8 protein-coding genes are annotated in these 6465 nt (G+C 43.7%); 3 read left to right on the top strand and 5 right to left on the bottom strand.

Features of this window, described 5'->3' with window-relative positions; all coding sequences use genetic code 11:
* Both QT974_RS08525 and QT974_RS08520 read right to left on the bottom strand, forming a co-directional pair.
* Positions 1-280: RNA-guided endonuclease InsQ/TnpB family protein (locus tag QT974_RS08525; RefSeq protein WP_333468074.1), on the bottom strand; the 280-nt coding region annotated here is incomplete at its 3' end.
* 37 nt (positions 281-317) lie between these two features.
* A complete protein-coding gene (locus tag QT974_RS08520) occupies positions 318-1127 on the bottom strand; it encodes an RNA-guided endonuclease InsQ/TnpB family protein (protein ID WP_333468073.1) in 810 nt (269 codons plus the stop codon).
* Positions 1128-1478: 351 nt separating this feature from the next.
* Here QT974_RS08520 and QT974_RS08515 point away from each other — a divergent pair, with 351 nt between their 5' ends.
* Complete coding sequence (locus QT974_RS08515; protein ID WP_333468072.1) at positions 1479-1997, top strand: pentapeptide repeat-containing protein; 519 nt, start codon at positions 1479-1481, stop codon at positions 1995-1997.
* Between the two features lie 248 nt (positions 1998-2245).
* Here QT974_RS08515 and QT974_RS08510 read toward each other — a convergent pair whose 3' ends face one another.
* Positions 2246-2368 carry a hypothetical protein gene (locus QT974_RS08510; RefSeq protein WP_096830678.1) on the bottom strand — a complete coding sequence of 41 codons (123 nt, stop codon included), beginning with the start codon at positions 2366-2368 and terminating at the stop codon, positions 2246-2248.
* Positions 2369-2388: 20 nt separating this feature from the next.
* On the opposite strand from QT974_RS08510, the gene QT974_RS08505 reads away from it, so the two are divergent.
* Positions 2389-3000 (top strand): DNA-3-methyladenine glycosylase, encoded by a 612-nt coding sequence (locus QT974_RS08505; protein ID WP_333468071.1) that lies wholly within the window; start codon positions 2389-2391, stop codon positions 2998-3000.
* A 50-nt stretch (positions 3001-3050) separates the two neighbouring features.
* Positions 3051-3350, top strand: coding sequence for a hypothetical protein (locus QT974_RS08500; protein ID WP_332946858.1), 300 nt, complete (start codon positions 3051-3053; stop codon positions 3348-3350).
* Positions 3351-3370: 20 nt separating this feature from the next.
* Here the strand turns inward: QT974_RS08500 and QT974_RS08495 are convergent, their stop codons facing one another.
* A complete protein-coding gene (locus QT974_RS08495; protein WP_333468070.1) occupies positions 3371-4687 on the bottom strand; it encodes an O-antigen ligase family protein in 1317 nt (438 codons plus the stop codon).
* Positions 4687-6360, bottom strand: coding sequence for a nidogen-like domain-containing protein (locus tag QT974_RS08490; RefSeq protein WP_333468069.1), 1674 nt, complete (start codon positions 6358-6360; stop codon positions 4687-4689). The genes QT974_RS08495 and QT974_RS08490 overlap by 1 nt, the downstream gene beginning before the upstream one ends.
* Positions 6361-6465 lie beyond the last annotated feature (105 nt).

Below are 6465 nucleotides of genomic sequence, written 5' to 3'. Positions count from 1 at the left end.
GCCACTCAGTACCCAGTAGATTCATGCCTTTCTGCAAAATATTGAGAGCCGCATTAGTATCACGGCACAGTTCAATTTTGCAATTAGGACATGAGTGTGTTCTGGTGCTGAGTGCTTTCTTAGCTCTGTGACCACAATTAGAGCAATCTTGCGAAGTGTAGTTAGGCGATACCGCCACAACTGCTTTATTCCAAATCTTGCCGTAGTAGTCCAGCCATTGAGTGAATTGATACCAACTAGCATCGGAGATTGACTTAGCCAAGCAATGATTTTTTACCATATTGGCAATCTTCAAATCTTCATAGACAACCACATCGTTAGAGTGGACTACGCACTCCCGCTTGCTTAATTACCCAGTCTTTACGCTGTCTCTGAATTTTTAGATGGATTCTACCCAGTCTTTTCCTTTGCTTGTGATAGTTCTTTGATTGAGGTTTAGCACCCTTCACGAATTTCTTACTTAGTCGGCGTTGGGCTTTCTTCAATCGCTTCTCTGACGAACGCAGGAATTGAGGATATATTACAGCATTGTCGTTCTGGTCTTTGGTGAAAAACTTTAATCCCAAATCTAACCCGACAACATTTCCTGTATATTTACCTGTTTCTTTGCGGTCAGCATCAAAGCAAAACTGGGCATAATAACCATCAGCCCTTCTAACTACTCGCACCCGATTAATCTTTAATCTGTGTAAGTCTTCATGAGTTTGATTGTTGCAAAAGATAGAAAATGTTCCCGCCTCAAAACCATCAGTGAAAGTAATTGATTTACAATCTTCTGACAACTTCCATCCTGAAACTTTATACTCAACAGAGCGACAATGTTTTTTAAACTTTGGATAGCCTTTCTTTCCTGCGCCTTTTCTGCATCGGGAATAAAAGCTAGAGATAGCAGCCCAAGCCCGTTGGGCACTAGCTTGTCTAGCAGCAGAGTTTAACTTTTTTGCAAAAATAAACTCTTTAGCTAAGTCCTTACATAGGCTATACAAAACAGCTTTACTAACCCCTTGATTATCCATCCAAAACCGTACAGCTTTATTCCTAATAAACTGCGCTGTTCTGATAGCCTCATCAAGGGCTAAGTATTGCTCTTTTGTTCCGTTTTTTAGCTTGGCTTCTCTTACTATCATGCTCTAAGTATAACATATTTATCTGGCATTGTAGCGGATAAATATAATTACAGAAAATAAATATAGTAGAATAATATAAAGCCGTCCTAGAAGGACGGGGCTTTAGACCCAATTTTTCGGTAAAAAAAGTTTGTTTGTTGGTGGGCGGTGCAAAGCGAAGTGAAGCAGGCGGACGGGCGAGTCCAAAACCAAAAGCGGCACAGGTGAGGGAGAGAAGGCGGGATTTAATTGTGCGCACCCACTTATCTGAAGTACAGACAATTTTGTTGTGGAAATTCAGGAGAAGCCGATCGCGCTGCTGTATTAATAATTAACCGAAATAGAAAGCCACGGTGGCTTTTGAGAATTTTTATGAAAATCCCAAATATAATTACTGCTGGATTGTCGATCGCCCTTTTATTGGCTGCAACCAAATACATACCTGATTTTAACCAGCAAAACCAAGTCAAGCAATTGCTGGAGACCAAACAGTGTCCCGAATGCAATCTCAGCAATGTCAACTTGAAGGGAATGGACTTACAAGGATTTAACTTGCAGGGAGCAAACCTAGAAGGTGCTAACTTATCAGGAGCAAAACTGGCGAATGCCAACCTAAAAAATGCCAACTTGAATAAAGCCAACCTGACAGGTTCTGATTTGGGCTGTAGCGGCATAAGTTTCAATGTTGATACTAACGGTCAAGCAGCAAATATGGATTTCAAGGTAAGTGCCGTACCCGAAAAGAATAACCCAGAAAATGCAGTAGTTGGTTTTAACATGAAATCAACAGACCGAGGAGCCACAATGCGTTTCAATCTTCCGGGATGCGCGGATTTCGAGAATGCTACAATGCAGGAAACTAAAATGCCCGATGGCAACATTCACCTTTAATTCCAGCAAATATAGCAATCAGTTTGTAGTGAGGACTTTAGTCCTCTGTATAGGGTTTAAGAAGGACTCTTCGTCCTCACTACGAACCTAAATTTTTTATTTTTAAGCAGAGCGGGTTTAAGAAGGACTCTTCGTGCTCACTACGAACCTAAATTTTTTATTTTTAACCTTGGTTCAGTTAAAATAAAAAACCGCCGCTTGTTATTCAGGCGGCGGGGTTTTTTTAAGCAACTAATTACCAGCTAAAATTAATGAGCAGAACCGTTACCGTGATACTTGTCGCTGTCGTAGAATCCATTTTTTGTGCCGAAGAACAAACAGCACACGGTGAAAACTGCTGTCAAGACTGCTAAAACTAACTTAACGTCCATAATTTACTGTCTCCTGTTTGATGAGTGCAAATACTCAGATTGTAGAATCTTTTTGGCTGGCGCGGCCATCTACCAGCGTAGCGCCTGATTTGTTGGGGTGTACTCTGGTGCGCCAGTTTCCTGATGGCGAGACGATTCGGGGAATGATTGTGGAAACCGAAGCTTACGCCCCGGGAGATCCCGCTTGTCACGCTTACCGACAGCAGACTGCTCGCAATCAGGCGATGTTCGGGCGTGCGGGTATCGGCTACGTTTACTTAATTTACGGGATGTATCACTGTTTTAACGTGGTGACGGATGCGGAGGGAGTTGGTAGCGCTGTGCTGATTCGAGCTTTGCAGCTAGATGCGCCTCCTGTCAAGTTTGCGGCAATTCCCGAAAAAAAGCAGTTGCGCCTCGCCGCCGGGCCTGGGAAGCTGTGTAAGGTGCTGGAGATCGATCGAACTTTTAGCGGTTTACCCTTGGATTCCGGCCAAGCGCTGCGGTTGGAACACCGGAGCGAAGAGTTTCAGCAAGCCGTGGAGGAGGGTACAATAAATTTTGTGCAAACTACGCGGATCGGGATTACTAAAGGGATTGATTTGCCTTGGCGGTGGTATTTGGGGAACTGTGCGGCCGTGTCGCAACTCTAGTAATCTCAAAGATGTCAGTGTAAATTTGGTAGCTTAAACTTAGTGAAATTATGGCTTACTCTTCTGAAAACCCGATCGTACAACTCAAAAAATGCCTGACACTCGCTCAGGATGTTGGGAGTCACGCCGAAGCTAACCGAGCTTTTGAGCAATTGTGCGGGATTATAGATGCTGAAAATCCGATGGCGGCGCAACTTTTAGAGATGCTTTGGGAAGAAGCTATCATGGCCAGGCGATCGGCTTTATTTTGGCAGCAAATGAGCGATGTTGAGAAAGATATGGCTAATAGAATGATGGAAAATATGACGCAGATGCGGCAAAATTATTTGCGGTTGATGCAGGAAATGTAGGATTTGGTAATGGGTAATTGCTAATTGGTCATTGGTAATTGCCCATACTTTACCCGGAAACGAGTAACAGAAGCAGATTTAACTGCGGCGAGACTCATTGTCCACCAAGCAATATGTGCGTATTGAGCGCAGTCGAACCAAGTCAAAGTAAAAATCAGATAAGCAATAGCAACCGCTTCAATACCGCGCACAGACGAATTCACCGCTAAACAGACATAATATCCCCAAAATGCAATCCCAGCAATCAGCCCTAAAATGCCAACTGACAAAGTAGTATCCAGAATCCAATTGTGAGCTTTGTAAGTAAGAATTTCAAGGGTGCTGATTTCACCTTTTATGTTAATATAGTCGTAAGTAAACTCGTCTAAGTTTACAACTATCGGAGTTAGTTGAGGATTTCGGATGTAGGGATAGGCAATGCCCAAACCGTTAAATCCCCATCCAAGTAGCGGGCGTTTTTTGATGCCGCGGGCTGAGAGCGTCCACATGGGCGATCGGCTGGACATGATTTGGGCGATGGTCGGTTTGCTCCAATCCAGCGGCCTGGTGACAGTCATGAGGGCAATGGCGATTATGGCGATCGGAATAATTCCTACAAGAATTTTGTAATATTTGCCTCTGAGCAAATAGACACTCGCAACCATCAAAGCTAAAATAGCACTTCGAGTAGAAGTTAGCAGCAGTGCGGGAACAGTTAAAGCCAAAGTAATTACCATTAATTTAGTTGTGGTAAATCTCGAAAACCAACTCACAATAGCACTAATTACTATTAATGCTAAAACTATAGCTGCGTGGCCGCGATGGGAGTACAATCCGATAGGTTGCTGTCCTTGAAATATGCTACTGGCATTAACATCAGCTCTGATAATTTTCCCCATTGTAGCGGTATAGTCGATCCGCCAGTCGATGATTTGGGGGAAGATACTCAGAGAAAGAATGATGCCACCAATTAGCAATCCTTGGAATTGGGAATTAATGAGTTGCGGGTGTACGGTTAAGAGCAAGCTGTTGCTGAGGGTGAAGGCGGCGATTAACAGCCAGTACAGCCAGCCATCTCCCATTTGGTCTTGACCGAAAAAAGACGTTAAGGGAAAAGGACTTTGTAGAGTGGAGATAGCTCCGATTGAGAGAAATATTGTCCACAGTATTAGGGAAATTTTCCATTGTCGGGAAATAGTTAGAGCTTTTCTTTGTTCCCACAATAGAGCGAGATTGACTCCTACTATTAGCCAAATAACGAACACTTTGGGGGAAGTCCAGATGCTTCCCCGGCTGCTTCCCCAAGGGTTGATGAGAATTATGCTGAGGGCATATAGCAGGGTGTAGAGGGTTTTCATTACTCTTTGGTTTTCCGATTTTTGAGTCTTTTAATTACAGGCAATACGACTAGGGCTAATAAAGTTCCTAACCCGGTGGTTGGTTCGGGAACAGCTTCTGCCGAGAGTGCGTCATCCTCGGCGTTTTTACCTGACGTATTTTTGACTGATAGCGCGTTGCTACCAGCGATGCTAGACATTAGCATAGGCTCGCTTACAATCCTCCTAGCGAGAGCTGGAGCACAGCCACCGCCACCACTAGCAGCACTACAAGTGGCAGTTTCGGGATAATTAAACCAGAAATGCTTGTTGCCTACGTATTCACTTATACCTGCCTGCTGAGAAAAAGGCAGCGAAATTTCACCGGGATTAACAGTTGATAATCCATCGCTAAAGCCAACTCCTGCTTGTATGCCGCCAAATCCACCCCTTCCATTGCTAGCATCGCCTGTTTCCCACTGCACATCTTTGTAAAAAAATCCGACGTTGCCTTCATTAGGTGGAACTGGGTAATCGGAACCGCGCAACACTAACTGAAAAGAAGCTAATTTGTCCGTGTGCTGCGAGTAATATCCTACTTTGTCCCAGGTGACAATAAGTTGGTTGGGAATGTCTGTTCGCACTGCTACAGTTCCCGTGCCGCGCGTATCTACATCAGCCCAGTAAGGGGCAATTAGAGGAGCTATATTTTCTGTCAGAAGAGGGTTCGGCGTGTATGCACTAACTGGTCTGCCAAAGGAAATATTGCCGTTGTTGTTGATGTAGAAACTGTTGTAGCTTTGGCCGAAATAACTAAATGAAAAGCCCAAGGGATATGAGCCGAAGGAGCCGTCGTCGTTTGGTGTATATCCAGGTGGGGATGTTCCTATACTACCGCAAAGTGCATTATCAAACACACCACCCAAACCGCCACAAAACTGACCGCCAAATGCGCCTCCGAGTCGATCGGTGTAGTAGCCAGAGGAGGGGAGTATCGGCTGCCATCTGTATCCAAATTCATTCAATATTTGCTGTTTGTAGCTTTCTTGAAATATTGCATTATTTTCCAAACGAACTATTTTTGCAGCTCCTTCTTCACCTTGCTGTACACCCCTGCTAGACCACTCAAAACCACCCAAAAAATCATAGATTTTGTTTTGGGAGTCGCTGGCTATCAGAAAGGTAGCAAAATCTGTTTCCTCGCCAATGTAATTTCCTGGGCTGTCTTCAAAACTTAGTCGCGAGCCGAATACATTATTGTCTAGCAACCCTCCTGGATTCCAAAAGCGAGGGTCATTAGGTGGTTGGGAAAATTCATCTAAATACCAAGGTCTATCATCAGCCCAAAGATCGTCATACCCATTTCTAGGAGGATCGATGTATGGCGGAGTCAGTAAGTTTCCGTTAGAATCATTTTTGGGATCGCTATCCTGCGTGATTATCTGAAACCAATTGAAGCGAACTTTATACTGATTCTCTAAATCTCGGATTTGGCTTGTCGCCTCAAACTCACCCACAAGTGCATCAAAGTAAGGGTCATCTTGGTCATTAACTTCAACTTTAACTTGACCGACTTGAGTATTGTTGATGAGGACGGGAAATTGAATAGGTCCAAGAGTAGCGCCCAGAGCTGGCATACTCAATAAATTGTTAATTACAACAACTATTCCTATTCCATTTATAGAACTACTCCAAATTTGCAGATCGGCTTTCATTTTTCCTCTCTTTGTTAAAAAAGTCTAAGACTTAGTAACTACATCTCTTCAATTTGATATGTTGTTAGATCGAATCGCCATCGAGCTTTTTTCAAGGGCGATAGT

This window comes from Microcoleus sp. BM001215392, assembly GCF_036700185.1.
Classification (GTDB): Bacteria; Cyanobacteriota; Cyanobacteriia; order Cyanobacteriales; family Microcoleaceae; genus Microcoleus.
Note: the sequence above shows the minus strand (reverse complement) of the source record. Positions and strands in the feature narration are given on the sequence as shown.